The sequence below is a fragment of the Oleiphilus sp. HI0125 genome (assembly GCF_001635355.1).
The window spans coordinates 1-796 of sequence record NZ_LWGF01001080.1 but is presented as its reverse complement, the minus strand read 5'-3'; the positions used below and the strand labels follow the sequence as shown (position 1 = coordinate 796).

Annotated in this window: 2 protein-coding genes; both read right to left on the bottom strand. The window is 42.5% G+C overall.

The features are described 5' to 3' along the window. A partial coding sequence (locus A3762_RS18530) for a carbamoyl-phosphate synthase domain-containing protein (protein ID WP_304439297.1) occupies window positions 1–331 on the bottom strand: 331 nt, incomplete at its 3' end. 249 nt (window positions 332–580) lie between these two features. Then, the coding region (locus A3762_RS18520) for a dihydrodipicolinate reductase C-terminal domain-containing protein (RefSeq protein WP_304439296.1) at window positions 581–796 on the bottom strand (216 nt) is incomplete at its 5' end.

Here is a 796-nt window from a genome sequence, read left to right as displayed (position 1 = left end):
CGATCGCAACAATATTATTTTCAGAGAGATAAACATCTAATGGCTTCTCATTACGCCATGAGCTAGCAAGCAAAGGAAGATTACGAATTACTAGACCAGCTGACCAAATTTGGTCGCTTTCTACATCTTCCTCATTAACACCAGTATTACCGATGTGAGGATAGGTCAAAGTAACAATTTGTTTTGCATATGATGGGTCAGTAAGAATTTCCTGATACCCCGTCATCGCGGTGTTAAAAACAACTTCTCCAGTAGTTTCTCCATCTGCACCGATAGAGATACCCTTGAATATGGAGCCATCTTCAAGAGCTAAAATAGCGGGTTTAGTCAACACCAGTTCCTCGCGCTTGTCCAAGCAGTGTATTTTTCGTATCGAAAGAAACCGTCTTTGGCGGGCTTGAGATGCATTTAGCGAATGCTAGTTGCAAAAAAGCGAGATGAACATTTGCTCATCTCGCTTTTTATAATTCTTTCGCGTTTTTATGTACAACGCCTTATCTCAAGCGGCGGCATTGTACATATTTCACATTTTGTTGTCTATGCGATCAAAGCATTTACTGCACAAAAATTACGCGTCTCATTACTTAAGATTTAAAACATCGCGCATTTCATACAGACCGGGCTCCTGAGAATGCAACCAAGCAGCAGCACGCACCGCACCATTTGCGAACGCCATTCGACTCGATGCCTTGTGTGTAATTTCAACACGCTCTCCATCGCCCAAAAACATCACAGTATGATCACCGACAACATCACCACCGCGAACCGTTGCAAAACCAATCGTTTCTTTATTTCG